The sequence below is a fragment of the Acinetobacter lwoffii genome (assembly GCF_024129685.1).
GTDB lineage: Bacteria > Pseudomonadota > Gammaproteobacteria > Pseudomonadales > Moraxellaceae > Acinetobacter > Acinetobacter lwoffii_X.
In genome coordinates this window covers 1-26,796 of the sequence record NZ_JAMXXL010000008.1, presented here as the reverse complement: position 1 = coordinate 26,796, position 26,796 = coordinate 1, and the positions used below count along the sequence as shown (strand labels likewise).

24 protein-coding genes and 1 pseudogene are annotated in these 26,796 nt (G+C 44.9%); 8 read left to right on the top strand and 17 right to left on the bottom strand.

What is annotated here, in order from left to right; all coding sequences use genetic code 11:
- Positions 1–81: 81 nt before the first annotated feature.
- The 13 genes from NI464_RS05605 to nirB all read right to left on the bottom strand — a co-directional run bounded on the left by NI464_RS05605 (position 82) and on the right by nirB (position 15,968).
- Positions 82–1,431 carry an MFS transporter gene (locus NI464_RS05605; protein ID WP_114541247.1) on the bottom strand — a complete coding sequence of 450 codons (1,350 nt, stop codon included), beginning with the start codon at positions 1,429–1,431 and terminating at the stop codon, positions 82–84.
- Positions 1,432–1,761: 330 nt separating this feature from the next.
- Positions 1,762–2,403 carry an ATP-binding cassette domain-containing protein gene (locus NI464_RS05600; RefSeq protein WP_005096928.1) on the bottom strand — a complete coding sequence of 214 codons (642 nt, stop codon included), beginning with the start codon at positions 2,401–2,403 and terminating at the stop codon, positions 1,762–1,764.
- A gap of 1 nt (position 2,404) precedes the next feature.
- Positions 2,405–3,088: a molybdate ABC transporter permease subunit gene (gene modB, locus NI464_RS05595; RefSeq protein WP_005096929.1), complete on the bottom strand. Its 684-nt coding sequence runs from the start codon at positions 3,086–3,088 to the stop codon at positions 2,405–2,407.
- Positions 3,089–3,094: 6 nt separating this feature from the next.
- Positions 3,095–3,859 (bottom strand): molybdate ABC transporter substrate-binding protein, encoded by a 765-nt coding sequence (gene modA, locus NI464_RS05590; RefSeq protein WP_005096930.1) that lies wholly within the window; start codon positions 3,857–3,859, stop codon positions 3,095–3,097.
- Between the two features lie 47 nt (positions 3,860–3,906).
- Entirely contained in the window at positions 3,907–5,148 is a 1,242-nt protein-coding gene (locus NI464_RS05585) for a molybdopterin molybdotransferase MoeA (protein ID WP_005096931.1), read from the bottom strand.
- Positions 5,145–6,068: a bifunctional molybdenum cofactor biosynthesis protein MoaC/MoaB gene (moaCB, locus tag NI464_RS05580; RefSeq protein WP_004646996.1), complete on the bottom strand. Its 924-nt coding sequence runs from the start codon at positions 6,066–6,068 to the stop codon at positions 5,145–5,147. The genes NI464_RS05585 and moaCB overlap by 4 nt, the downstream gene beginning before the upstream one ends.
- A gap of 68 nt (positions 6,069–6,136) precedes the next feature.
- Positions 6,137–6,679, bottom strand: coding sequence for a molybdenum cofactor biosynthesis protein MoaE (locus NI464_RS05575; RefSeq protein ID WP_253137934.1), 543 nt, complete (start codon positions 6,677–6,679; stop codon positions 6,137–6,139).
- Between the two features lies 1 nt (position 6,680).
- Positions 6,681–6,947 (bottom strand): MoaD/ThiS family protein, encoded by a 267-nt coding sequence (locus tag NI464_RS05570; RefSeq protein ID WP_044110905.1) that lies wholly within the window; start codon positions 6,945–6,947, stop codon positions 6,681–6,683.
- Between the two features lie 2 nt (positions 6,948–6,949).
- Positions 6,950–7,975 (bottom strand): GTP 3',8-cyclase MoaA, encoded by a 1,026-nt coding sequence (gene moaA, locus NI464_RS05565; RefSeq protein ID WP_153566669.1) that lies wholly within the window; start codon positions 7,973–7,975, stop codon positions 6,950–6,952.
- Positions 7,976–8,205: 230 nt separating this feature from the next.
- Positions 8,206–8,832 (bottom strand): molybdenum cofactor guanylyltransferase, encoded by a 627-nt coding sequence (gene mobA, locus NI464_RS05560; RefSeq protein WP_005266359.1) that lies wholly within the window; start codon positions 8,830–8,832, stop codon positions 8,206–8,208.
- The gene (locus tag NI464_RS05555) at positions 8,829–11,606 is read right to left on the bottom strand and encodes a nitrate reductase (protein ID WP_253137933.1); all 2,778 of its coding nucleotides are present in this window, start codon (positions 11,604–11,606) and stop codon (positions 8,829–8,831) included. Before NI464_RS05555 ends, mobA begins: the two co-directional genes overlap by 4 nt.
- Before the next feature lie 180 nt (positions 11,607–11,786).
- Positions 11,787–13,397 carry a nitrite reductase small subunit NirD gene (gene nirD, locus NI464_RS05550; RefSeq protein ID WP_253137932.1) on the bottom strand — a complete coding sequence of 537 codons (1,611 nt, stop codon included), beginning with the start codon at positions 13,395–13,397 and terminating at the stop codon, positions 11,787–11,789.
- Positions 13,398–13,421: 24 nt separating this feature from the next.
- Positions 13,422–15,968, bottom strand: coding sequence for a nitrite reductase large subunit NirB (gene nirB, locus NI464_RS05545; protein WP_016806747.1), 2,547 nt, complete (start codon positions 15,966–15,968; stop codon positions 13,422–13,424).
- A gap of 503 nt (positions 15,969–16,471) precedes the next feature.
- Between nirB and NI464_RS05540 the strand changes: the two genes are divergently transcribed.
- The 7 genes from NI464_RS05540 (at position 16,472) to NI464_RS05510 (ending at position 22,451) form a co-directional block, all read left to right on the top strand.
- The gene (locus NI464_RS05540; protein WP_004280362.1) at positions 16,472–17,050 is read left to right on the top strand and encodes an ANTAR domain-containing response regulator; all 579 of its coding nucleotides are present in this window, start codon (positions 16,472–16,474) and stop codon (positions 17,048–17,050) included.
- A gap of 10 nt (positions 17,051–17,060) precedes the next feature.
- Positions 17,061–18,077: a CmpA/NrtA family ABC transporter substrate-binding protein gene (locus NI464_RS05535; RefSeq protein WP_004280363.1), complete on the top strand. Its 1,017-nt coding sequence runs from the start codon at positions 17,061–17,063 to the stop codon at positions 18,075–18,077.
- Between the two features lie 247 nt (positions 18,078–18,324).
- Entirely contained in the window at positions 18,325–19,269 is a 945-nt protein-coding gene (locus tag NI464_RS05530; RefSeq protein ID WP_004280364.1) for an ABC transporter permease, read from the top strand.
- Positions 19,269–20,150, top strand: coding sequence for an ABC transporter ATP-binding protein (locus NI464_RS05525; RefSeq protein ID WP_253137931.1), 882 nt, complete (start codon positions 19,269–19,271; stop codon positions 20,148–20,150). The genes NI464_RS05530 and NI464_RS05525 overlap by 1 nt, the downstream gene beginning before the upstream one ends.
- Before the next feature lie 77 nt (positions 20,151–20,227).
- Entirely contained in the window at positions 20,228–21,235 is a 1,008-nt protein-coding gene (locus tag NI464_RS05520; RefSeq protein WP_253137950.1) for an isopenicillin N synthase family dioxygenase, read from the top strand.
- A complete protein-coding gene (locus NI464_RS05515) occupies positions 21,232–22,113 on the top strand; it encodes a hypothetical protein (RefSeq protein ID WP_004280370.1) in 882 nt (293 codons plus the stop codon). The genes NI464_RS05520 and NI464_RS05515 overlap by 4 nt, the downstream gene beginning before the upstream one ends.
- A gap of 8 nt (positions 22,114–22,121) precedes the next feature.
- On the top strand, positions 22,122–22,451 hold the full coding sequence (locus NI464_RS05510; RefSeq protein WP_253137930.1) for a DMT family transporter: 330 nt from the start codon (positions 22,122–22,124) through the stop codon (positions 22,449–22,451).
- Between the two features lie 67 nt (positions 22,452–22,518).
- Here NI464_RS05510 and NI464_RS05505 read toward each other — a convergent pair whose 3' ends face one another.
- The 4 genes from NI464_RS05505 to NI464_RS15850 are packed head-to-tail and all read right to left on the bottom strand — an operon-like array spanning position 22,519 to position 25,925.
- Complete coding sequence (locus NI464_RS05505) at positions 22,519–23,541, bottom strand: ABC transporter substrate-binding protein (RefSeq protein WP_004280375.1); 1,023 nt, start codon at positions 23,539–23,541, stop codon at positions 22,519–22,521.
- Complete coding sequence (atzF, locus tag NI464_RS05500; RefSeq protein WP_004280377.1) at positions 23,538–25,346, bottom strand: allophanate hydrolase; 1,809 nt, start codon at positions 25,344–25,346, stop codon at positions 23,538–23,540. Before atzF ends, NI464_RS05505 begins: the two co-directional genes overlap by 4 nt.
- Before the next feature lie 11 nt (positions 25,347–25,357).
- The gene (locus NI464_RS05495) at positions 25,358–25,801 is read right to left on the bottom strand and encodes a CopG family ribbon-helix-helix protein (protein WP_004280384.1); all 444 of its coding nucleotides are present in this window, start codon (positions 25,799–25,801) and stop codon (positions 25,358–25,360) included.
- Positions 25,794–25,925 carry a hypothetical protein gene (locus NI464_RS15850; protein ID WP_004647016.1) on the bottom strand — a complete coding sequence of 44 codons (132 nt, stop codon included), beginning with the start codon at positions 25,923–25,925 and terminating at the stop codon, positions 25,794–25,796. Before NI464_RS15850 ends, NI464_RS05495 begins: the two co-directional genes overlap by 8 nt.
- Before the next feature lie 612 nt (positions 25,926–26,537).
- Here NI464_RS15850 and NI464_RS05490 point away from each other — a divergent pair.
- Positions 26,538–26,690 (top strand): annotated as a pseudogene (locus NI464_RS05490) (hypothetical protein); the annotation flags it as partial.
- Positions 26,691–26,796: the final 106 nt, after the last annotated feature.

The following is a 26,796-nucleotide window of genomic DNA, read 5'->3' as shown; positions in this document are numbered from 1 at the left end:
TTTTATTATTGAGTTAGCAAAAACAACAAAAAGGATATTGCTATCCTTTTTATTGATTCATTTTAAATCAGGAATGTAGTGTTATTGCTGTGCTTCTGCCAGATGACGTTCAGTCACGGCCTGTTCATATAAACGCTGTTCTTTTTCTTTATGCTCGACAGAGAAACGGATCATCAACACACAACTTGCAGCAATCACCACCAAGCCACCCAGTACCATCAAAGTGGTTTGAATATCCAGCATCCCTTTTAGCAGGAAACCCGCAGCCACCGCGCCGACATTGCCACCTGCTCCAATAATACCGGCCACACCGCCCAAGGCATCACGGTCGATAAAAGGCACCAGTGCATAGGTAGCGCCACATGCCATATGGGTAAACAAGGCAAAGATGGTCATAGCCATAATAGCCAAGGTCGCGCTGTTCATTTGCGAAAACAGAATAAGAAACAGACCTTCCAGCATGATCAAGGCAAACAGGACTTTGGTTCGACCATCCAGACCTTTTTGAATCGCAACTTTGTCTGAAACAATGCCACCCAAGGCACGGGCAAACAATGCCAGTAAACCAAAAATCCCGGCAGCCATGCCTGCTTCTTTTAGGCCAAACTGGAAGTTGTCGACAAAGTACAAGGCAATAATGTTATGGATGAAAATTTCAATACCAAAACAGGCTGCATAAGCTCCAAACAAAATCCACACACGGTAGTTACGTGCGGCATGCATCAGAATGGCAAGACCACCTTTTTTATCGCTACCGACAGAAATACCTTGCGCACGGAGTTCTTTAAAATTACCTTGTGGACAGTCTTGGGTGAATTTCCAGTACAGCACACCGACAATGATCATCAGAATACCCGGCACCAGAAGCGCAATTCTCCATCCCATTGCCTGTTCTACACCGAACATCACCAAAGCAGCCAGCATTAAAGGCATCAGGGCTTGAGTCGCACCGCCACCGGCATTCCCCCAGCCTGCTGTAGTCGCATTTGCCGTTCCCACCACATTCGGCGCAAACATGATACTGGTATGATATTGGGTGATGACAAAACTGGCACCAATTGCGCCAATCAATAAACGGAAAAACAAGAAAGATTCATAACTGTTGGCCGACGCCACACCAAACACCGGAATACTGCCAATAATCAATAAAGCGGTATAGGTTTTACGCGGACCATATTTATCACACAATGGCCCCACGATCAGACGCACCAGAATTGTAATGGCGACTGCGGCAATATTGATATTGGCGATCTGCTCTTTGGTCAGGCTGAATTCACCGGCAATCACAGGCATTAAGGGTGCACAGGCAAACCATGCAAAAAAACAGACAAAAAAAGCGAGCCAACTCATATGGAAGGCCCGCATCGCTGAAGTACTAAAGTTAAATAGACTTATTTTTGTTGCTTTATTGAGACTTGTATTTGAAGACATAGCCATTTCCTTACCAGAACTGAACGTATTTAAGTCACTGTGATGCACCAGGCATGTCAGTAACGATCAGAACGGACGTCATTGGCCGTCATACAAATGTAGAGTCTTCTTTGACTTTAATCAGGTATATGCACAGGTCATGCCAGATTATTTTTAAAATAGAATAAGATATTGTTTTATATTAACTAATTTATATTCAGGATTTTAACTTAGATGTTTCTTTTTTAAAAATAGAGAGAAAGATAGATATCTTCTGAGGCATTGTTAGAAAAACAGCGAGAGGATGACCTGCTCGGAGTCATTGCTGGTTTAAATCGGTGCAGGGCTGGATCAAATAATTTTTCCCTTTTCAAAATGCAGCAGTTGTGCCTGTAAATACGCCACTTCATCTACATGATGAGTCACATAAATCATGGGTAAATCTGTTTGATGAATCACAATTTTCAGAAAAGGTAAAATCTGGTTTTTCAGCTTTTGATCCAGTCCATTTAAAGGCTCATCCAAAAGTAATAGGTCGGGAGAAGATAAAAGTGCACGACCGATAGAAACGCGCTGTGCCTGTCCACCAGAAAGCTGATGCGCCCGATGCCGAAGTAGTGGCTTTAATTCGAGTAACTCCACAATGTCTTCAAACGTAAATTTCTGCTGACCTTTATTTTTTATATTTAGCTGTTCTGCATATTTCAAATTCTGCATGACATTCAGATGCGGAAACAGTAGGGCTTGCTGAAAAATCAGGGCAATTTTTCTTTGATGAACAGGAATATTCAGTTTCTGCTGATGATCAAATAATATTTTTTGCTGAAAATGAATAAAGCCTTGTGATGGTTTTAATAGCCCTGCAATATTTTTTAAAAAGGTGCTTTTCCCACTTCCTGAGGCTCCCACAATACCAATCAATTGTGTCTGCATATCCAGACTGGCCTGTAGCTGGAAATTTGCGTAATTAAACTGAAAATCACACTTCAGCATCTTAGCCCTCCAATTTACGTTGATACTTCTGCATGATCCAGTAATTTGCAATCAAGGCTGAAAAAGCCAGAATCAGAGATAAAATGACCAAACGCATAGCCATACTTTCTCCATCAGGCTGTTGTAACAGGCTATAAATGGCGATGGGAATGGTACGGGTTTCTTCTGGAATATTGCCAACAAAGGTAATCGTGGCACCAAATTCTCCCAGACTGCGGCTGAAACATAAAATGCTGCCGATTAAAATTCCAGGCAAAGCCAGAGGCAGGCTAATGCTACAGAATACCCGCCATGGTGTGGCGCCCAAAGATCCTGCCACCTGTTCTAACTGCCGGTTGATCATTTGAAAAGACAAGCGAATTGGTTGAACCATTAAAGGAAATGCCACAATCATTGCTGCCAGTACCGCACCTTTCCAGTTAAATATCAGCTGAATTCCCCATTTATGTAGATATTGCCCCAGCATACCCTGATGACCAAATAGCAGGAGCAGAAGATAGCCCAGTACTACCGGCGGTAGCACCATAGGCATCTGCAATATTGCCTCTACGAGAAATTTGGCCCTGAATTCATAACGCGCCAGTAACCATGCTACGGCGATAGCAAATGGCAGACACACCGCTGTGGCAAAGCCCGCTACTTTGGCTGAAAGCGCTAAGGCACTCAGTTCTTCTGGTGTAAGCATGAGCAGTTAGCCTACCTTAAGCTTAAAACCATATTTCTGGAAAATCTGCCTGGCCCTTGGACTCGTCTGGATAAATTCAGAAAATTGGACTGCTGCCTGATTTTTCTGGCCCTGCCGGGTTAAAGCAATCGGATACACAATCGGACGATGTGTTCTGGCTGGAAACACCCCCGAAATTTTAACTTTTTTACTCATCAAGGCATCAGTTCTATACACAATACCGACCTGACATTCGCCACGTTCTACAAATGCGAGAGTTGAACGGACGCTATCCGTACCGACAATTCTGCCTCGAAGCTGATTCAACCAGCCCAGCCCGGTTAAGCTTTGTTTGGCATATTTTCCAGCAGGCACCGATTCCATTTGTCCGGTACATAAATAACCCTGAAAGGCTTTAGCAAAATTAAAGTCAGCTGACATTTTAAAATGATTTTTTTGCTGAATAGAACTAATCAATACGAGTTCATTCAAAAGCATAGGTCGAATCTGACCGATCTGAATTTTTTGTTTCTTGATCAGATCATTCATCCAGTCTAGGTCTGCAGAGAAAAATAGATCACTGCTCGCTCCCGCCGCAATTTGTTTCGCCAATACCGAAGACGCAGCAAAAACCGGAACGATCTGGATGTCCCGATGCTGTTGCTCATATAGTCTGGAAATATCAGTAATCGCATTGGTCAGGCTGGCTGCGGCATATATTTTAACTGTTTCGGCATACAGCATGGGGCTAGTCAACAGCACGCCAGTGAGTAGAACTTTGAATAAATCCATCTTTCTCATTCTATGTGATTCGAATATTGAGAATTGCGACAGGCATTTCAAATCAGTAAACCTTGTACCACATGCCCGGCTTGGATTTCTGTTGCTGCCGGAATACGTACCAGACAATTGGCCTGCATCAGATTACTCAACATATGCGACTGCTGTTTCGCCAGGCTTTTGAGCTTTAAAGTACCCTGATCAAATTCTGCAGCCATTCTTAAAAAACGTTCACGTGCATCCGCTTTCAAATCATGTGTCATTACCGCACTAAGCCATGCAGGTGACTGCTTTTGCCCTTGTAAGGCATTCAGTAAAGTTGCCGTATAGATTTGCATCCCGACATACACAGCAGCCGGATTTCCCGGCAAACCCAAGAGATAACAGTAACCTTGATCATCTCGACGATACTTGGCAAATAACATCGGTTTTCCGGGCTTCTGCTTCACTTTCCAGAAAATCTGCTCAAAACCCTGCTCCAGGGCAACAGGACGAATGAAATCATAATCACCCACCGAAACCCCGCCTGTGGTCAATATGAAGTCGTATTGGTTTTTAAGACGATGTATTAACGTTTGCAGCTCATACTCATTATCTGAAACATGCAGAATATCTACGTTTTGACCCTGTGATTGAAACCAGGCCTGAATCAGTGGAGCATTGGCGTCAAAGATTTTTCCGGAATTCAGGTCTTCAATGCTGGAAGCGACTTCATCTCCAGTAATCACAACAGCAATTTTAGGATAACGATAGACTGAAACCTGCTTTACGCCTGCCATGCTCAAAGCTGCAATTGCACCTACATGCAGTTTTTGACCTGCATCTGCCAGACGCTGCCCTTGTGCGATTTCCTCGCCTGCATCACGTATATCCGTATGAGGCTTTAGGTCTGTTGTAATAATGATTTGATTGGCATGGCATTTGACAATTTCCTGACGGGCGACCGTTGTAGTTCCTGCTGGAATCCTGGCACCGGTAAAAATCCGCACCGCCTGACCTGGCCGCAGTTCAATTTCAGTACTTTGCCCTGCCCGAATCTCTCCAATGAGTTCAAAAGTGCTGTGAGCACTAACATTTTCTGGACTGCAAAGCGCATAGCCATCTACAGCACTTTGTGAAAACAGCGGCAATGGTATGGCCGAATCAATCGCCTCTGCCAGATAGCGATTCAGAGCCCGAGCAAGCGGCAGGCTTTCAGCTACCAAGATATGCGTCTGCTCAAGTAACATCTGCAGTGCCTGATCAACAGAAATCAGTCCCGGTTCAGCACCGCAGGCTGAATGTGATAGTGCCTGATTCATTGATAGCCCCCTGCATGTGGGATATTTTTTTGCACATCAAACAAGTGCACCAAAGCCGGAAGTACCGCGATCAGAGATTCTTTCGCACCCTGACGACTTCCCGGTAGGGTCATCACCAGACTGTTCTCAATATAGCCAGCCACGCCACGACTTAATGCTGCATAAGGGGTACGTTTTTGCCCAAAACTACGTGAAGCTTCCATTAAACCGGGAATTTCCCGTTGCAGCAAAGGTTGTAGGGTTTCGACGGTCAGGTCTTTAGGACCTAAGCCAGTACCGCCCACAGTTAGAATCAGCGGATACTGATTTTTCTGCTGTTCAATCAGGGTCAAGAGCTGTTCTGGGCTATCGGGAATAACCTGATAACTAATAGAATCAAAATTGGCTTCTTTTAAAATTTCCATTACGTTTTGTCCGGCAGTGTCCGGCTTTTTGCCTGCTGCAACCGTATCGGACAGTACAATAACCGAAGCGGACAGACTCTCTTTAAGTACGCGGGTAAAATGTGATTTTCCGCCTTTTTTCTGCTGCAACCTGCATTGATCCAGCGACAAATCTTCCGGTTCACAATGCGGCTTCAGCATGTCATACAAGGTCAGACCTGCCAGACTGACCGCTGTCAAAGCTTCCATTTCCACACCAGTTGGTCCAATGGTTTCAACAGTAGCAATAATTTCGACATGTGCATCACACAGTTCATATTCCACATCGGCACGATAAATCGGTAATGGATGGCACAATGGAATCAGCTCATCGGTCCGTTTGGCACCTAGAATGCCGGCAATGCGTGCTGTTTTCAGGGCATCACCTTTTTCAGTATTGCCATTACGTAGCAGCTCAATGCAATGTGGCGGTGCATGCAGGATTCCAGTGGCAATTGCTGTACGGTAACTTTCTGCTTTCATCCCTACATTTTTCATGATTCATCCCGAGCTAATTTTAAAATCTGTTTAAAGTGATTCACCTTATGCATCCTCATTAGACACATTTAATTAGATGGTGATTGGCAAGCGTGTGGTGCTACATGGTGATGCTGACAATGCAGATCTTCTGCAGGATGAGAGTGATCCGTTTCAGGTCCATGATCTTTTCGGATACAACAGCCTTCGACATATTGACTGCTATCATCCGTATAAAATTCTTCTTTCCAGACCGGAACTTCATGCTTCACCCGTTCCACAGCTTCCTCACAGGCCGCAAAAGCCTCACGACGATGGGCGGCATAAGCCATAGCAATAATGGCTATTTCTCCAACCCCCAGCTCACCTATCCGATGTACCACCCGCACATAAGACACCTGATATTTGGTCTGGATCTGCTGTTCAATTTCACGAATCATTTTTTCAGCCACAGGCGCATAGGCAGTATATTTCAGGGCACGCACAGCTTTTCCCTGATGATGGTTACGTACTGTTCCGACAAAGATGCCGATTCCACCACATTCCGGAAAATGCTGGATACCATCAAAATCCTCCAGACTAAAAGCAGTCTGCTGGATTCGGGCAAATTGTTTTAGTGACTTGAGTTGCATCTCAGCCTCCTGCTACCGGCGATAACAGCACCAGCGTACTGTCACGATTTAAAACATTCTGTCTGGAAATAATGTCTTCACCGATTGCACAGGCACAACGTTCCAGCATGGGCTGTATATCGGGATAGAGGGATAGCAACTGGTTCAGGACTTCAGAAACCTGAATTTCAGACTCGCATTGCAAATTTAAATCTGCGGGAATTTGTCGTTCAATCGCACCGAAGGCTTCTATTTTGATATGAATTAATTTTTGCTGAGTGAGTGACATATTTACCCTCCAATGCTGTGCATGCTGATTTTTCGGATCGGCTTTTGTATTGGTGATTGCTGGATCGCATGGAAGCCGGCCTCTTTATGCCAGATATAAGCGTGGAGCTTGTGCTGAAATGTCTGTGTGGCGAAATGATCCAGCGCCAGTTGTTCGATATCTGCCTTAAGGTTCAGGCCTTGTCTGGCAAATAAACAGTTATAAAATTCACCTTGGGCATTGAGGCGCAGACGGTCACAATCACTGCAAAATGAATGGGTAATGGTGGAAATAATCCCCAAAGGCTGCCCATTGACCAAATAGCCACGGGCTGGATTGGCGCCTTGTCCTTGAGATACCTGGACATCAAATTCAGTTTTCAGTTGATCCAGGATATCCTGCTCACTGATGACATCAGACGGATTCCATTTCTGATCGCCATCGAGGGGCATAAACTCAATAAAACGCAGTTCTATAGCCTGATGCTGTGCCCATTTCACCAAAGGAATAATCTGATTGTCATTGATGCCTTTGATGAGCACACTATTGATCTTGACGGTCAAACCTGCCTGCTGTGCGGCAGAAATACCTTGAAGTACAGGCTGTAACTGTTTTTGGGTCAGTTGCTGAAACTGCTTTGGATCAAGACTGTCTAGACTGATATTCAGATCGTCCAGTCCTGCCTGTTTAAGCGCTTGAGCATAATCTTTTAAATAATGGCCATTACTGGTCATGGAAATACGTTTCAGGCCAAAGGCTTTCAATGTCTGCAAGCGAGCAATAAAATGAACAATACCTTGACGCATCAACGGTTCGCCACCCGTCACCCGGATCTGCTCAATCCCGTGTCGCACCATAAACTCGCAAAAAGCATACAGGGCTTCAAAACTGAGCAAATCTTTTTTATTCATCCATTCCGGATGTTCAGGCATGCAATAGCTGCATTTGAAATTACAACGGTCAGTCACCGAGATCCGCAACTTACGTTTCTGGCGTCCAAACTGATCCTGAAAGATACTGCGAGGTGCTAAAGCTGTCATGCTGTTCATTGCTGCGGTCCATGATGAGATCTGCACGGTTATTTAACAGTCTTGATTTACTACCCTATTTCTTCACAATGAATGAGCAATAAGTGTTCCAACTTTGCACAAATTTATGTTTAATGAATATTAATGGGTAATATTTGTTCTTTTTTAGTCCAAAATTTCGCTCGAAAAATAAAAAAAGCAATATTTTGGTGAACCAGAATATGATAATTCGACTTTTAGCATTTTAAACGCTAGAGAAAGTTAAGCTGTTGATGCTGCTGTAGCTCGTCAAATGAATTAATACTGTGAAAAAACAGGGCACGATTTTTAAAGCTTGCCCGCTGCATGTGCATGTCAGCAAAACAGAGTTTTAAACTGTGCTGATCATTTTCAAGATGTTGTATAAGAGTGGGTAAGCTGCTGCGTTTCATCAGACAGAATGGAAACAATGCCTTTTCATTGATTTCAACTACCGCCACTTCAGATAAAGGATGTCGTTGCAGGGCCTGATGTAAACGTGAAATGACTTTTTTGGGAATATAGGTCACATCACAGGGTACGAACAGCACATAATCAGATTGTACATGTGACCAGGCACTCTTCATGCCCATCAATGGTCCCTGAAAACCGGGTTCATCGTCCTGATAAAAGTCGATCGAAGGAATCATCCGTTTATAAATGGAATGATCCCGATGACTATTGACCCAAACTTTGCTTGCCCGGGACTTCAACTGCTGATGGATTTTAATGAGCTGGATTTCATCATCAAATTTGTGCAGCAATTTATTGATGCCATTCATGCGCCGCGCTAAACCTCCGGCCAGGATCACCACATCAGTTTCCGGATAAGACACCGTCTTCATCACTCTTCTTTTCATTCTATGTACTCCGTCTGGCAGGCTTTAATCAGGCCTCTAATTTCTGGCAAACACGAACCGCAATTTCCTCCGGCTTTTAGACATGCAGTCACCTGTTTTTCATGCGTGATATTTTTATCTTTAATGGTTTGAATAATTCGGTTCTTGCCGACCTTAAAACAGCTACAGACCAATGCTCCTTCACTATTTCCCATCGACATGGCCTGACCTGCCAGCAATGCTTTACGATGTAATGCACTCAGACGTTCACGTCTAAACAGGCCAGCCACCCAGTCACGATCTGGCAATAATGCCGCCGGTGCGATATAAAAACTGGCAATTAACTGGCCATCCTGAAGAACCACACTATGACTGATATGCGCCGTTTGATCTTCGAGATTCAGCCATTCAAAGCTTTCATCATCAAAGGCTAACAGGCTCTTGATCTGCCCGGTGATGTCAGAAAACCTGCGCCGGTCTGCCAGTTCATAACGGATGGCCTGAGTGGTTTGAATTTTGTTCCACCACACCATATTTTCAATCATGGTCTGGATCTGTTGTTCAAAGCCTTCCCGTACATACAGCACGCCCTGCCACTGAGTATAAAATGGCTGGATCATCACTGGAGTATGCTTAAATTCTGGTTCGCCAGAAATCGGGTCAACTACCGGATTCACCACTTTGCCAATCCGCGCATCGGACGCAAACTGGTCGTTCCAATGAATCGGTGCAAAAATCTGGCCACGTCGCATATTTTGTGAAAATTGCACACGGAGTACACAACTTCCCCAAGCCGATTTCACCTCGACCAGCTCGGCATCTTTCAGGCCATATTTTAGCGCATCGTGCGGATGCAGCTCACAATAAGGCTCGGCACGATGCTGGGATAAACTGGCAGATAATCCGGTACGGCTCATGGTGTGCCATTGATCACGAATGCGTCCGGTATTTAGAATCAGAGGATATTCAGCAGAAATAGCATGTACCGGATCGGCTGCAATCGTCGGCACCAATCTGGCTTTGCCATCTACATGACTAAACTGGCCTTGACTAAATAGTTGACCAATCTGATGAACTTCTTGCTTATCCCAGACCGGCCACTGAATCGGTGTCAGATGCTGATATTCCACAAAACCGAGTTGAGTTAAACCTTGCAGGTTGAAATAGCGGAAATTTGGCGTATCTGCGCGTTGCGAAAGTGAACCATTCTGATAGGCAGATAAACGGGCATGTTCCAGAAAAATGTCATGGCTATTTTTAAAGTCAAAACCGCGAAAACCTAAAGCTTTAGCCACCCGGGAAATAGTCCACCAGTCTGCTTTGGCTTCACCCGGAGCCGGCAAAAAAGCCTTTTGCCGGGAAATACGGCGCTCCGAATTGGTAACTGTGCCATCTTTTTCGCCCCAACCCAGTGCCGGTAACAGTACATCGGCATATTGCGTGGTATCGGTGTCGAGACAAATATCGGAAACCACCACAAATTCACATTTCTCCAGAGCGCGTTTAACCTGATCTGCATCGGGCAAACTCACGATCGGATTGGTGGCCATAATCCAGATGGCTTTGATTTTCCCGCTTTCCACTGCTTGAAATAAATCTACTGCTTTTAATCCGGGCTGCCGCGCGATAACCGGGCTTTGCCAGAAATCCTGCACCAGTTGCTGATGCTGCGGATTATCCAAATCCAGATGGCTGGCCAGCATATTGGCCAGCCCCCCGACTTCCCGTCCACCCATGGCATTCGGCTGTCCGGTCATGGAAAAAGGTGCTGAACCGGGTTGGCCTATTTTTCCTGTCAATAAATGACAGTTGATAATGCTATTGGCCTTGTCTACCCCTTGAGAGGATTGGTTTACGCCCATGGAAAACAGGCTCATAATTTTATCAGTCTGGGCAAATTTCTGAAAAAATAAGGTTAATTTTTCAATAGTAATCCCGGTTCGTTGAACCACGCTTTCAATCGATGACTCTGTCGAGCTGCTGGCAAGCGCCTGCTCCAGACCTTGAGTATGTTGGGTAACAAAATCCAGATCGGCATGACTATTTTGCTGAAGATACTGCAACAAACCATTAAACAGCGCGACATCCTGACCCGGTAAAATCGGCAAGTGTAAGTCTGCCGCTTCACAGGTTGCAGTAAAGCGCGGGTCAATCACCACCACAAATAAATCCCGCTCTTCTTTGGCTTTCATGATGCGCTGATAAAGCACCGGATGGCACCAGGCGGTATTGGAACCCACCAAGACCACCATTTCTGTCTGCTCAAAATCTGTGTAGCTGGCCGGTACCAAGTCTTCGCCGAAAGCCCGTTTATGTGCCGCCACAGCAGAAGACATACACAGTCTTGAATTGGTATCAATATTGGCAGTACCCAGATAGCCTTTTACAAACTTGTTCACCACATAATAGTCTTCAGTCAAAAGCTGGCCGGAGACATAAAAGGCGATGCTGTCACGTCCATACTGATCAATACATTGCTGAAATTTATTGGCAATACTTGAAATGGCATGATCCCAAGTGCTTATTTGCCGCTGCTCTTTTCGACCTGTCATCGGATGCAGAAGCCGGGTTTTTAAGCCAAGTGTATCGGCAAGATGACTGCCTTTAATACACAACTTGCCTAAGTTCGCAGGATGCTGAACATCGCCTTCAATCTGAACCTTTTCACCCATCGAGGTTTGGCTTACGTGCGCGATGACACCACAGCCTACTCCACAATAAGGACAGGTCGTCTGAGTGGTTTTTATTTGGGATTCAGTAGAGCTATGTAGTTCCATAACCGGAATACTATTCATTGCTGCTGCGCTCCTTAATCATCCAAATTCACTTGTTTCACCAAATCTCTGATATCTAGCTTTTACAGGTTTGATTTAAATTTTTTCTATGTCTCAAAAGTTTTAATCCTCACCAACCCTCCTTTAATAAAGGAGAGAGGTTCCCCTCTTGTTTAAAGAGGGGTTGGGAGATTGATCCGATTACCCTGCCTTTTTTAATGCAAAATCCCGACCAAAAAGCAGTTTGCTGCGGATATTACTAATCGGTGTCTGATCTGCAATCAGTTCTGCATACCAAGCTCCATCTTCGGTATCGCCAAATAGCACCGCACCAATGACCTTGTCCTGCTGGATAATGATCCGTTTATAGATTTGACGTTTTTCATCATTCAGCACGATATCTTCAAAATCATCCTGAGGTTCAAAATTTCCGGCTGAGAAGACATCACATCCGCTAACCTTGAGTTGGGTCGGAACAGTCGGTGCCTTAAAGGTCAGTCGGCCATGTTCAGCCAGATGCGTCGCGCAGATAAAGGCCTGTCCCCATAATGGCTCAACCAGTCCAAAGGTCTGGCCACGATGCTCAATGCATTCACCCACTGCATAAATACTCGGGTCATAGGTTTGCATGGTGTCATTCACCAGCACCCCACGATTGCAGCGCAGACCAGCCTGTTCAGCCAGGGTTTTATTTGGTCGAATCCCGACGGCGAAGACCACCAAATCGGCATCCAGCATTGTCCCGTCTTTTAGTCGCAGTTGAGTCACGTGACCATCAATACCGAGCAGCTCTTCGGTGTTGGCTTCAGTGATGATTCGGATGCCTTTATCTTCAATTGATTTTTTCAGCATTTGACTGGCTTTCATATCCAGTTGACGATCCATAATACGGTCCATCAGATGCAGCACAGTTACATTCATCCCCTGCTGCTTCAGTCCATAAGCTGCTTCTAGACCCAGCAACCCACCTCCAATCACGACGGCATTTTGCTTGGTTTTGCAGTAATCCAGCATGCGGTTAACATCCTGAATATCCCGGAAGCTAATCACGCCTTCAAGTTCAGCACCCGGAATAGGTGGCATGAAGGGTTTGGAACCAGTGGCGAGAATCAGACGATCATAAGCAACGACTTCGCCTTTTTGGGTGTGGACCTGTTTACGCGAACGGTAGATAGCGATGGCAGCATCCCCAGCAATGAATCGAATGCCTTTTTCAGCATACCAGTCGGCTGAATGCAGCATAATTTCGGCAAAGCTTTTCTCACCAGACAATACCGGTGACAACATGATCCGGTTGTAATTGCCCCATGGCTCCTCCCCAATCACGGTAATGTCATAACGATCTGGCGCCATATCCAGCAAGTCTTCCAGACAACGCATACCCGCCAGTCCATTCCCGATCAGTACCAGTTTTAAGCGCTCTGTGTTTTGACCATTACTGGAAATATAAGTTTTTTGTGGAGTCGGGCTCACCAGAACTTTGCCATTTTCAATTCGGGTTGGAAATACCAGTAATTTCTGCTCTTGTTCTTCCAGACAACGACCGGTCACCAGACTGAAATGCTGCTTGTAAATTGGGGATGCGACTACACGCTCACCTTGCAGATCACCCAGAATGCCACGTGCCATGACATTGGCCAGACTAAACGGATCCTGATTGCTGAGTGCATAAACCCGCTGTTCCTGACCCACGCGAAAAATTGCAATCTGCTGATCTTCAATCAGGGCTGCCACACCGGTATTCGGAGTGATCTCATCCAGATTGCAGACTTCGTACCAGTTCAGTTCGTTCATGTCTTTTAAAATTGTCATTTTCATTCTCCCTGACTGTGGTATTTAGGCTTCAACCACTGGAATACGGTTTAAATCACGTTCAGCTTCTGTCTTTGGACGAATCTGGCCACGTACAGGCGCAAACTGAATATGCGGGTCATTCTGCTCGGCTACTTTGGCATTAATAAAAGTCTTAAAGCGTTTGCGCACTTCAGGATCTTCAATCGCAGTGCGCCATTCATCCTGATAAGTGCCAATCACATGCTGCATACGGCTTTCCAGTTCAGCGGCAATGCCGAGCGAATCATGCACAATGACATCTTTCAGATAGTCCAGCCCACCTTCCATATTGTCACGCCACACACTGGTGCGCTGCAGACGGTCTGCTGTCTGGATATAGAACATAAAGAAGCGGTCGATATATTTGATGAGTGTGGGAGTATCCAGATCCGAGGCGAGCAGTTCAGCATGGCGCGGTTTCATGCCGCCATTTCCGCATACATATAGATTCCAGCCTTTTTCCGTGGCAATGACACCGACATCCTTGCTCTGTGCTTCTGCACATTCACGGGTACAGCCGGATACTGCCATTTTGGTTTTATGTGGTGAACGCAGGCCTTTATAACGATTCTCCAGGAAAATCGCCAAGCCGACAGAATCATCGACTCCAAAACGGCACCAGGTACTACCCACGCAAGATTTCACCGTACGTAAGGATTTGCCGTAGGCATGTCCGGACTCGAAACCGGCATTGATCAGTTTCTCCCAGATTTCAGGCAGTTGATGTACCTGTGCACCAAACATGTCAATTCGTTGTCCGCCCGTGATTTTGGTATATAAACCATAATCTTTGGCGATCTGACCGATGGTAATCAGGCCATCCGGAGTAATCTCGCCGCCTGCCACACGTGGCACAATCGAATAGGAACCATCTTTCTGGATATTGCCGAGGTAGTAGTCGTTACTATCCTGCAAACCGGCATGACTTGGTTTCAGAACAAAATCATTCCAGCAGGATGCCAGAATATTGGCTACAGTCGGTTTGCAGATATCACAGCCCATGCCGTGCCCATGTTGCTGAATCAGGTCAGAGAAAGTCTTGATTTCATGCACGCGTACCAGGTGATACAGTTCCTGACGCGAATAGGCAAAATGTTCGCACAGGTGATTGTTCACCGTGACACCCTGACGTTGTAATTCAGATTTGAGAACCTGCGTTACCAGTGGCGCACAGCCACCGCACGCCGTTGCAGCCTGGGTGCATTTTTTCAGTGCACCCAATGAAGTTGCACCGCCATCAATGGCTGAACAGATATCAGCTTTGGAAACGTTATTACAGGAACAGATGGTCGCACTGTCAGGCAATAAATCGATGCCACTACCACCCGATTTGGAAGTTGACTGATCAAAGCCCGGCATGATCAGGCTTTCCGGTTGCTCCGGTACAGCCAGACCATTCAGCATCATTTGTAGAAGATCACTATATTCTTTGGCACATCCCACCAGCACCGCGCCCAGCAGTTTGGTCTTATCTGCTGACACCACGATTTTTTTATAAACCTGCGCGGCTTCATCAGCATAAAAATAGCTCAAAGCACCTGGGGACATGGCATGTGCATCACCAATAGAAGCAACATCCACGCCCATCAGTTTGAGCTTGGTACTCATGTCCGCACCAGCGAATGCATGACTTTCTTGGCCTAGGACATGTTTTGCCGCGATCCGCGCCATGTCATAGCCTGGTGCAACCAGACCATAAATTTTATTGTCCCAAAGTGCACATTCACCAATGGCATAAATGTCCGGATGTGAGGTCTGGCAATAATCATTAATGATGATGCCGCCACGCTCACCAATCAGTAAACCACTTTGGCGCGCCAGTTCATCACGCGGACGAATGCCGGCCGAGAACAGGATGATATCGGTTTCAAGCACCGAACCATCTCCGAACTTCATTACATGCTGAGTGCTGTCACCATCTTCAATACTTGACGTGGCCTTTTGAGTATGTACCTTGACACCAAGGTCTTCAATTTTAGAGCGCAGTACCCGGCCGCCCAGATCATCAATCTGCACCGCCATCAAGCGCGGAGCAAATTCTACGACATGGGTTTCCAGATTCAGATCTCGCAGAGCTTTCGCTGCTTCCAGCCCTAGCAAGCCGCCGCCAATCACTACGCCAGTTTTGGCATTCAGACTGGCTGCACGAATGGCATCCAGATCTTCAATGGTACGATAAACAAAGCAATTCTGACGGTCATTGCCCGGGATTGGTGGCACAAAGGCATAAGAACCGGTAGCGAGAATCAACTTGTCAAAACTCAGCACATCACCCTGGCTGGTGGTGACGGTTTTATGGAGCTGATCAATTTCAACCGCTTTAGTATTAAGTCGCAAATCAATGCCATAAGCATCGGCAAAATCACTACGACACAGACTCAGATCCTTGACCGACTTGCCGCTGAAATATTCGGTCAAATGTACCCGGTCATAAGCTAAATGTGGCTCTTCTGCCAAAATGGTCAGCTCAATGTCATCACCGGCCTGTTCCAGTACAGATTCGATGAATTTATGCCCCACCATGCCATGCCCAATCATGAGAATTTTCATATCTGCACTCCAACTATTGTTTTTTTAAAGATGATAAAAAGCCGCATATCACGTCTAGGCATTGATATGTCTGCTGAATGAATATGTTGTAAATACCGCAACCCAGCGCTTTGTAATGCTGGAGGAAGGGTTGAAACGCTTGTGCGTTTTGTATTGCTGAACAACTGACCATGTCATTTATCCTGTGCTGAACGAAATACCAATCACACTCCTTGAAAGTGCAATTACGATCAGAACGGACATCGTTGGCCGTTGTTAGTATTGAAAGTCATCTTTGACGATTTAATAAATGCAGAAATCGTGCCAACTTTTCCAATAAGAAAACGCCTTATTTCAGGCAGATGATCTAACTAAACGCTTCATTTTGATCAGCCATCAGCTGAAATCTCTAAAGCTGTGCACTAAATTGAACAGAAAAATAGAATTTTATGCACCAATTTAATGGCATGTTTTTTGCTTTACTCCTGCTTGAATATTCCTTAGGCCTTACTTGAAAATATTCCATGTCCAAATTACGAATTGCTCTTATTGATGATGATCTGGAGCGCGCCCAATTCATCCAGGAATCCTTACTTTCACATGATTTTCAGGTGGTGGCCTGTTTAATCCTGAATGACCTGAATATGGTACATGTTAAGGGTATTCATGCAGATGTGATCCTGCTGAATATGGATCATCCGCATCGGGATATTATTGAAAGCTGTGTCAGCCAATATGAACTTCCGACCGTGCTGTTTACCCAGAACTCCAATAAAGACACCATCAAAAGTGCGATTGATGCCGGAATCACGGCTTATATTGTCGATGGTATTGATCCCACCAAACTAGAAAGCATTCTGGAAATTTCAATTGAACAATTCCGCAAACATAAAAAGCTGCTGAACGATTTAAAAGAAACCCAGGACAAGCTGATTGACCGTAAAGATATCGATAAAGCCAAAGCCCTGCTCATCCAGCTGCATGCCTTAACGGAAGAACAGGCCTTTGCTTTATTGCGTAAAAATGCCATGAGTCACCGGATTACCATTGGTGAAATGGCCAGACGCTTACTGGATGCACAGAAGCTGCTACTGGGCCAATAAGGAAAAGCATATGTCCACATTAGAAAAAACTGAACTCAATATTGGCTATATTCCTTTACTTGATTGTGTTGCCATTCTCTGGGCCGAAAAACAGGGGTATTTTGCTGAGCAAGGATTAACCATCAATTTAATCCGTGAAGCCTCCTGGTCAAGTTTGCGTGACCGTCTGGCCTATGGCTTTCTGGATGCTGCACATTGTCTGTCCGCCATGTTGCCCGCTGCCGCTCTGGGCACAGACCAGTTACAGGTGGCTTTGCAAACCCCTCTAGTACTGAGCGTGAATCAGGCTTTTATTAGCCTGCGCCAGGATTTGTGTTATGAACTCGGTATCCAGCCTGAGGATGATGAACAAAGTACCTCAAAGAAACTGGTACAGGCTTTACAAAAGAATCATCCCATCAATCTGGCCTATGTGTATAAATATTCAATTCACCATTACTGTTTAAAAGAATGGTTGGCGCTGACTGATCTACAACTGGCCAAGAATATCCAACTGATGACGTCTCCACCGCCTTCCATGGTAAAAGGAATCGCAGAACAGGTATTTGATGGGTTTTGCGTGGGAGAACCCTGGAATATTCAGGCCAAACTTGAAGGCTATAGCTTTATTGTCGCTGCCAGCCAGAATGTCATTCCAAAAGTTGCCGATAAAGTCTTGGCCATGACCCAGGAATGGGCAGAACAGCATCCATTTACCGTAGAGGCAGTGGTCAAGGCTGTACAAAAAGCGCAGGATGATTTAAAGCAGCGCAGCGATTTATCAGACGTATGGAACATGCTGGTGGATTATCAGATTATTCAGTTTGAATGTTCCGCCCAGCGGCATGTCTATGACTTTCACAAGATCAAGAATATTATTCGGAATTTTGTTGGGGAAAGTGCCGAACCGAAAGTCGATGATTTTATCTGGCTCCTGCAGCAGATGCAGAAATGGGAAAATCTTGATCTATCAGAAGATGATCAGCTACAAATTGCGCAGCAGTGCATCCATAGCTTGCAAAACCAGCATGCAGACATTATTGGCTAAATGATGTTACTGAAAAAAGAGGCCTGATTTTTCGGGTCTTTTTTATTGAGTCTATTTTCCAAAAAATGATTAAAAATCTCTGCATTCTGATCTAACTTCTTAAATATGATTATTAAGAGTTATCTGATAATTTTTTCTATAAAAATAAGCCCTTTTTAAAGTCATTTCAGGATTTGGGATGAAATGGCATCCATTTTGCTTAGTCAGTATTACGTTTTATAAAATTTGTAATATTGAGGGCAACACTATGAGTTACGTTGCACGTGAACTCAGTCAAAGAAATAAAATGCTGTTTGGCTTGGGGTCTTTTTTAATACCAATTCTAATTTGGTGTGCAGTCAGTTATTTGCCATTTATCTGGCATCCACAAGTCCAGATTACTGATTCAGGTAGTGTTGCCTATTTACAGGTCGAGAGTCGTATTGATAAAGACCAGTTTTTTTCTGCTGCGCAGTCTGCAGTAGATCAAGGTCTAGCTCCGCCGCAGGGTATTCTGGTCAACCCGATTTATCTGCCTGCACCGCATCAAGTGGCAATTGCACTGATCACAGCTTTTACCACGGAGCCTGCTCAGGCCAATGCACCCTGGTTTCATGAAAGTCTGTGGCACAGTATCAAGCTGGTCTTTACTGCGTTCTTTATTTCTTCCTTGGTCGGTATTCCACTCGGTATTTTATGCGGGTTTTCAAATAAAATTTCCCAGCTAACCGAACCCTTTGTCGAATTCTTCCGCTATTTACCTGCTCCGGCCTTTGGTGCACTGGCAGTGGCAATTCTCGGAATTAATGATGCACCCAAAATTGCCATTATTGTGATAGGAACCCTGTTCCAGCAAATCCTGATTATTGCCAATACCACACGTCTGGTCGATCGCAGCCTGATTGAAGCCGGTTTTACCTTGGGCACCAATAAATTCAAAAGCCTGCTGCATGTGGTGATTCCTGCCGCCCTGCCTGAAATTTACCGCAATCTGCGTGTGCTGCTCGGCTGGGCATGGACTTACCTGATCGTAGCAGAACTAATCGGCAGTACCTCCGGGATTACCTGGTTCATTACCCAGCAAGCCCGTTATCAGAACTTTGATAATGTCTTTGCCGCGATCCTGATTATCGGGGTGATTGGTCTGCTGTGTGATGTGATTTTAATGAAACTGGGACAACGCTTATTTAAATGGAAACCGGGAGCTAACTGATGCAAAACACTGAATTTAATACCCGCGAATACTTTGACAAGATTTATAGCCGTCCGGTGATTCTGGAAGCGAAGCAACTGACGCAAAAATTCAGCCATGGCAAAACCGAACGTACGGTTTTAAATGCACTCAATTTGAAAATTCATAAGCGTGAATTCATCTGTGTGATTGGGCCTTCCGGTTGCGGCAAGTCAACCTTTAGCCGTGTAGTCGCCGGTCTGGATCCTTATAGCAGTGGTGAGATTCTGGTGGATGGCCAGCCGATTACCGGCCCAAGTCCGGAGCGTGGCATGGTGTTCCAGGGCTATACCCTGTTTCCATGGAAAACCGTCAAGGAAAATGTCATGTTTGGCCCGCGCATGAAAGGCCAAAGTAGTGCAGTGGCCGAAGCGCAGGCACGTGAATGGATCAATATCATTGGTCTGGAAAAGTATGAAAACCAGTATCCGCATGAGCTGTCTGGCGGGATGAAACAGCGTGTCGCGATTGCCCGGGCTTTGGTCAATGAACCGAAGATCCTGTTGATGGATGAACCATTTGGGGCACTTGATCCGCATACCCGGCAAAAAATGCAGCGTCACCTGATGGACCTGTGGCAAAACATTGATATCACCATCATTTTTGTGACCCACGATATGGATGAAGCCATTCTTTTGGCTGACCGGATTGTGGCACTGAAAGCCAATCCGGGTGAAATCAAGGAAATTATTGAAGTTGATTTACCTCGTCCACGCCATCCAGACGTCATGCTTAGCCCTGAATTTAAACAGTTAAGACAACGTGTCGATTATCTGGTGCATGCTGAAGAAGATGAACTGGATCCGGCACTGGCAGAACTACCGGTCATTCCGCGTATGACCAAGGTCAGCAACAATAAATAATCTTATTCAAAATGCCTTTGGGACGACCCGAAGGTTTTAATCGCTGTGTTGGACGACCAACATTAGAGGTGATTGCCATGCAAGCGCAATATGTACTCCCCCTTGTTGATATTTCTAAACTGCAAAGTCCAGATTTAGCCGATCGTTTTGAAGTAGCAAATGCTCTGGATCAAGCCTGTAAAGAAGTCGGATTTCTCTATCTGCAAGGTAGCCAGTTTAATTTTGAATACGCCAAAGCCCTGATTGAAATGGCCCAGTCCTATTTTGCACAGGATCTGGACAGCAAGATGCAGCATTATATTGGCAAATCAAAAAACCATAGCGGCTATGTGCCGATTGGTGAAGAACAGTTTGCCGGCAACAGTTATGACTTAAAAGAAGCCTATGATGTCAATTATGATTATCAGGGTACACAAAAAAACTGTCCTTTGCTTGGGCCTACCTTATGGCCAGATCATCCGGATTTCAAGTCTATTGTCAGCCAATACTATAGTCATCTGCGTGAGATCAGCCGGCAGATTTTTTCTGCTTTTGCACTGGCATTGGACGTTCGTGAGGATTTTTTCGCAAGCATAATTACTGATGCACCAAGTCAGCTACGCTTGATTCATTATCCCTATAATCCTGAAGTGAAGGACGCCGAAGGGATTGGCGCACATACCGATTACGAATGCTTTACCCTGCTGTTACCCACCGCACCCGGCTTACAGGTTTTGAATAAAGCCGGCGAATGGATCGACATTCCACTAATTGAAAACACTCTGGTGATGAATATCGGTGACATGATAGAAATTCTGTCGAATGGTAAATATCTTGCCACCAAGCACCGCGTGAAAAAGGTCTCGGAAGAACGTTATTCATTCCCGCTGTTTTGCGCCTGCAATTATGACACCGTGATTGAACCGGTTATTCACACTGAAAATTCCAAATATTCTGCCCTGATCGGGGGCGAGCACCTGTTTAATCAGACCGCCCAGACCTTTCAATATTTAAAACAGCGCGTTGCTAGCGGTGAACTGATCTTAAAAAATGCTGTACCACTTTCCTCTTTTGGACTTGAAGAACAGACGGAGACAGCATCATGAATCTGTTTGAAGTGATTAAGACTTTAAAGCCCACTATCCCTCAGCCAGAGATTATTCCGGGCTTTTTATACGGTGCTTTCCGGCGTAAAAGTATCAGTTTTTATAATGGCCTAACTGATGAAAATACCATTGTGTACTGGTTTCAGTCGCACAGTTTTACCATTGATCTTCGTCTAAAAAGCCAGACGGGAACTGCTGTTCAGGAACGCCAAGGCTGGATTGGCAATACGTTTTGGGATAACGCTAGCCAACTCTTGTCCTGGGACGTGAAAGACTACACCAATTACCAGAATCATGTGCAGTGGCCGGAACCAGCCAAGCTACATGCGATTGGCAACTGCATTCTGGAGTTTTCTCCAAGTAATGTCTATGTCGAAGACTGGCGCCAGCAGGTACAGCATGGTTTATTTTTAGGCTTGCGCCTTCAGTCTGCACTTGATGTTCAATCTGGTCAGACACTGGAAATGGATGGTGGCCTGATTATTTGTGCTGATCATATTGCCTATGCCCTGACGCGTTTGCCTGAAGTGCAAAGTGCAGTAGCTCAAATGGACTTGAAAGCTGTTGATCCGACCGTGTTTGCCTTGTTGGAAAGTTTTGAGGTTTCTATCGGGACTGATGGTCAAGCTAAAACTTACAGCACCTGCAGCAGTGAGACAGGTAAAGCTTTTAACCTGGAAAATTTTGAAGTTCTCAATGAAAGCAGTCTGGTTCAGCATGTCATTTTAGATGGTCGCGACATTGACCTGATTTTTGAGCTGGATATATACCAGCCAGATTACCAATTTCAATATACAACCCCCACGACTACACAAGCTGAAATCTGGCTGAAGTCAGAACAGGATCACCTGATGCAACATGCAGAACGGGTGTTATAGGGAGAAATATGTCTTTTTTATATCTGTCGATTGCCATTATTGCAGAAGTCATTGCCACTTCTGCATTGAAAGCTTCCAATGGTTTTAGCGTGCTCTGGCCTTCACTTGCCACCATTGCCGGTTATGCCGTTGCCCTGTTTTTCCGATCACTGACCATGAAAACCATTCCGATGGGCATTGCCTATGCAATCTGGTCTGGTGCTGGCATTATCTTGATATCAACGGTTGGCCTCTTGGTGTTTAAACAGCAACTGGATCTTCCCGCGCTGATCGGGCTGGCGTTTATGATCATTGGCATTATTTTTATCAATGTCTTTTCCAAAAGTACGCAGCTTTAATTTTTTGATATTTATCTGATAATAAAAAATCCCCAATCTGGGGATTTTTTATGCACGAGATCAGGCTTTATTGCAGCTCTTGTACCAGCGTTGGAACAATCACGCCATCCACATTCATTTCAGTCGTATAAATACCGTTGGCCACATTGAATTTATTGACATGGTAGCTGGATCCATAGATCGAATCGAAGCCATCACCCTTGGTAAAGACTTTCTTATTGGCGGCCAAATCCAGTAAATGCGTACCATCAATGAACTGCATATAGGTTTTCGCATCGACACCAACCCGCTTGGACATGATCTGTGCAGCATCTTTACGAGTCGCCGGGTCATTGATATATTTCACCGTTTTATCCCAAACCTGAATCACCTTTTTCCATTGCTCTTTATTGGCTTCCAGATGAGTCGGATTGACGGTCAAGGTATCGTAGATTAACCCGGGCTTATCTTTAGAGGTGAAAATGATTTTTGAACCGGCAACAGCAGATAGTGCCTGATTCGCCACTGGTTGCCATACCGCAATTGCATCAATATCGGCAGTTGCAAATACCTGTGGCAATTCATTGGTCATAGTATTGACCAGTTTGACCTCATTCAGGCCAACTTTGGCATCATCCAGTGCCGTAGACAGCAGTAAGTGATCGACCAGACCTTTTTCAGTGGCTACGGTTTTACCGCGCAGATCCTGAATCGAATTAATACCATTCTTGGCAATAATCACATCATTTCCAGCTGAATAGTCTGTTGCCATGATCATTACACCTTTGGTGCCCCCTGATCCAGTCACCAGATTATCGCCATTAGTCACCATCACTGCATCCAACTGGTTGGCGGCAAAGGCTGAAAGTGAAGCTGAATAGTCAAACCATTTAAAATCAGCATTGACTCCAGCTTCCTCTAACCAGCCTTTTTCAATCGCTACCTGCCAGGCCACAAAGCCCGGCCAGTCGCTATAACCAATACGGATGGGTTGAGTATTTACAGTACCTTCAGCCTTGGCATTCGGTTCAGGTACTTTAGCGGTATTGTCACAGCCACTAAAAAGGATTGCAGACAGTACGGAAACGGACATCAGTGCTTTTTTGATCATTTTGCGACTTCCCCTATGCATTCACATTTAAATTTGGTATTTGAAAGTTGTTTAGATTTCATAAATTCGCGCCAGCCACCGAAATGACTGATATCTGTAGCATCTTCAAGTGCATAGCCTTCACAAATAAAGCCTTTGACCCAAGTACCATCAATCAGTTGAACATTACCGATCCCCAAAGGTGCTGGCACTTCTGCAACAATATTCCCGAACAGTGCACGCGGAATGTCCCAAACTTCGACTTCAATTGAACAACCTTTCGCGTTGTATTGCAGGCCAGGTTTTGGCGGTGTGGTATTTTTTAAAGCGTACAGTTTGTAATGCGAAGCAGTCCGGGTTTGCTTGATCAGGGTTCCAGCACGTGTGGTCAGCTGAAAATTCAGCGGCATTCCGCTTAGATGTGCACCGACGACAGCCAGTTTGACGCTGTGACCCGATGAGATTTCAGTTGTTTTTTCATATGGGCGTTCAGAGGTGCCTAGCTTCAACTGGCTTGCCTGCTGCCATTTTTGCCCGAATTTGGCCAGTGCTTCATCCATCCAGGCGGGTGCAATAAAGGTCACGCCCGTTGGCAAACCATCGGCACGAATGCTATTGGGTAGCGCCAAAGCCGAAAGATCGGCAAAATTGACAAAATTGGTATAAGCGCCCATGTGACTGTTTTTTACCAGAGGGTCCGCTTCTACTTCTGCAATGCGATAAATGGTAGGTGCGGTAGGCACCATCAATGCATCATAATCCGTCAAGGTATTTTGAATGATACGGCTCAGGCGGGCGCGTTCATATTCATCCTGCATGGCATCGACTGCACTGAACCGGTCTGCCTGCGCTATAATCTGGCCAATTACCGGATGGGTCTGCTCACGTTGCACCATTTTTTCCACGGCACTGGTACGTTCAGCCACCCAAGAGCGGTTGTAAAGTGCAGTCGCCAGCTGTTGAAATGGAACAAAATCAATCGGCTCAACCGTATAACCCAAGCTTTGTACACGTGCGATCGCCAGCTGGAATGCTTTTTCAGTTTCAGCATCGCCATAAAATTCCAGTGTATCTGGAATGGCAATTTTCCCTTTTGAAAATTGGCTAGGAACATTTTGAGGATGCGTTCTGGAATACTCATCGCTGGCATCATAGCCCTGCATGACTTGCGCTACCTGCCAGGCATTATCCACCGTTAATGCAAAAATCGAAATCACATCGATGGTGCGGCAAGCCGGAATCAGGCCGGTAGTCGAGAACCAGCCTTTGGTCGGTTTGAGTCCGACAATGTTATTATGCCCTGCCGGTACACGTCCTGAACCTGCAGTATCTGTACCCAGTGAAAATGGCACTAATCCGTTTGCGACGACTACACTGGAACCCGAACTCGAGCCGCCACTGATATATTCAGGATTAAAGCTGTTCTTTACCGCGCCGTATGGGGAGCGCACACCAACCAGACCCGTCGCAAACTGATCCAGATTGGTTTTACCCACGACAATCGCGCCGGCAGCTTTTAATTTGGCTACTGCGGTTGCATCGGAAGTTGCCAGATAAGCTACCTCTTTACATGCTGCTGTGGTATAGAACCCTGCAACATCAATATTGTCCTTGACTGCAAATGGCACCCCATAAAGTGGCAAGCTTGCACTATCTGCACCAGTCAATGCATCAATTTGTGCCTGTAATTGTGCTGCTGTTGCAATTGAAATCCAGGCATGATCGTCATTATTCAACCCGGCAACATACTCAATCAGGTCACTAAGCTGGATATTGTTATTCTGGTAGGCGTGTTGCCAGTCCTGTACAGTCCATAAGTTGTGCACAGCTGTTCTCCTTAAGTGTGTTCGGTATTTTGTGGAATAGGCGGCATGACGGCATCCATCAGTTCGAGATGCCCTTTAATCACGCCTTTCAGTGCAATAAATTGTTCGCTAATTTCTTTCAGATCACTGCTCGCGCCCTGCATCAGCATGACTTGCAGGATTTTTTCATCATCCAGCTGGATATGAAGTGAGTTGATCACTTGTGCCAGATACTGCTGCTGCAGATCGACCAGCTGACTGCGCAGCGGTTTTAGACTGACGTCGTAGAGCAAGGTGAGTGTGCCAACCATGACTTCATCGCGAATCACCAGATCATCAATCAGGTGACGATTAATCATGTCGACAATGGCCTGTGAACGGCTTTCATAATGCTGCTCGACAATTTTTTGGTCCATCGCATGTAGCGTGGTTTCTGGCACGGTAATACTGATCCGTGCCAATTTTTGTTTAGGCACGATGTTGATCCTTGGGTTGGTATTGGGAAGACTGTTTAATGTGAAAGCCTGCGCGTACGCTGAGCAGCTCAACCAAAAAGTGAAGCCATGGATGCATTTTTTTATTTGATGTCGGATTGTTCATGTGCATCTCCTGTAAATATTACAAAACCAAAATTTCGTATTACTTAAGAAAATGCAGAAAGCGTGCCAATTTTTAGTTATTTGGATGAGGTGAATAAACTTTTATAAGGGGGCGAAAAAAAGCCCCATAACAGTGAGATGGGGCTTGTTCTAAAGCAAAAGTAAGTTTTGTATTTCACCGGTTTATTCCATTTTGATTGCTCATGTCCTTGCTATTCTTTTTATACATGAATGGTTAACCGATGTTTGTGATTATGAGTGATCAAGTGTATTGCTCTCCTCTATTTATGTTGTATATAAATAAAAGCATAAAGCGTGCCACAATATAAAATAGAATAGATTTAAGCGGAATGCGTGGGAAATTAATCACATACGCAAATAGAGGCAAAACAAGAATGATTTATTTTTTAAGTATGCCTAAAAAATAGACCATTTTGCACCATTGGGGTTCGAGTGTGCATCAAAGTGTAGCTGAGTTGTTCAGGCAACTGTATGCCTCTGCTTTCTATATTTGAAACTAAGATTACTAAACTTGAATCAATTACTATTTCATAACTCATTTGAAAAGTAATGAATTACTGCTAAATTAGCTCCCATATTTGGGGGGCTTTTTATGACAGAAAAATTATATTATTGGGCTGAAAATTTAGAAAATTACAGTTCTAATAATGATATTGAATATGATGAAGTTATTGAAATAAAAAGACTGAATTTTTTTATTGGTAAAAATAATGCGGGTAAAAGTAAATTTCTACGTACATTATTTAAAATGAGAGGTGGTCAATAGATCTCTTGCGAAAGTAAAAAATTGTTTATACTAGCCCCATGAAATATGAAAATTTAACTCGATTTAATGATGGGGAATTTAAACG